The following is a 605-nucleotide window of genomic DNA, read 5'->3' on the forward strand; positions in this document are numbered from 1 at the left end:
TCAGCTGTATTGTCAAAAGTATATGGTGGTGAAGTTAAAGATTTCGCACAAATCGATAACGCTCCAGAAGAGCGTGAGCGCGGTATTACAATTAATACTTCTCACATCGAATATGACACACCATCTCGTCACTACGCACACGTAGATTGTCCTGGTCACGCCGATTATGTTAAAAACATGATTACTGGTGCTGCACAAATGGACGGCGCTATCTTAGTAGTTGCTGCTACAGATGGTCCAATGCCACAAACACGTGAGCACATCTTGCTTTCACGTCAGGTTGGCGTACCTTTCATCATCGTATTCATGAACAAATGTGACATGGTTGACGATGAAGAACTACTTGAATTAGTAGAAATGGAAGTTCGTGAACTTCTTTCTGAATATGACTTCCCAGGTGATGACTTACCAGTTATTCAAGGTTCTGCACTTAAAGCACTTGAAGGCGAAGCAGATTGGGAAGCTAAAGTTGTTGAACTAGCTGAAGCTCTAGATACTTATATCCCAGAGCCAGAGCGTGACATCGATAAGCCATTCCTACTTCCAATTGAAGATGTATTCTCAATTTCAGGTCGTGGTACTGTTGTTACTGGTCGTGTTGAGCG

1 protein-coding gene is annotated in these 605 nt (G+C 42.6%); it reads left to right on the top strand.

Going from position 1 to position 605, the window contains the following annotated elements:
- Positions 1-605 (top strand): GTP-binding protein (locus Q4533_RS19650; protein ID WP_303503930.1); only part of this gene is annotated, 605 nt, incomplete at both ends.

Origin of the sequence: Shewanella sp. 6_MG-2023, from assembly GCF_030547195.1 — a bacterium.
Taxonomy (GTDB): Bacteria; Pseudomonadota; Gammaproteobacteria; order Enterobacterales; family Shewanellaceae; genus Shewanella.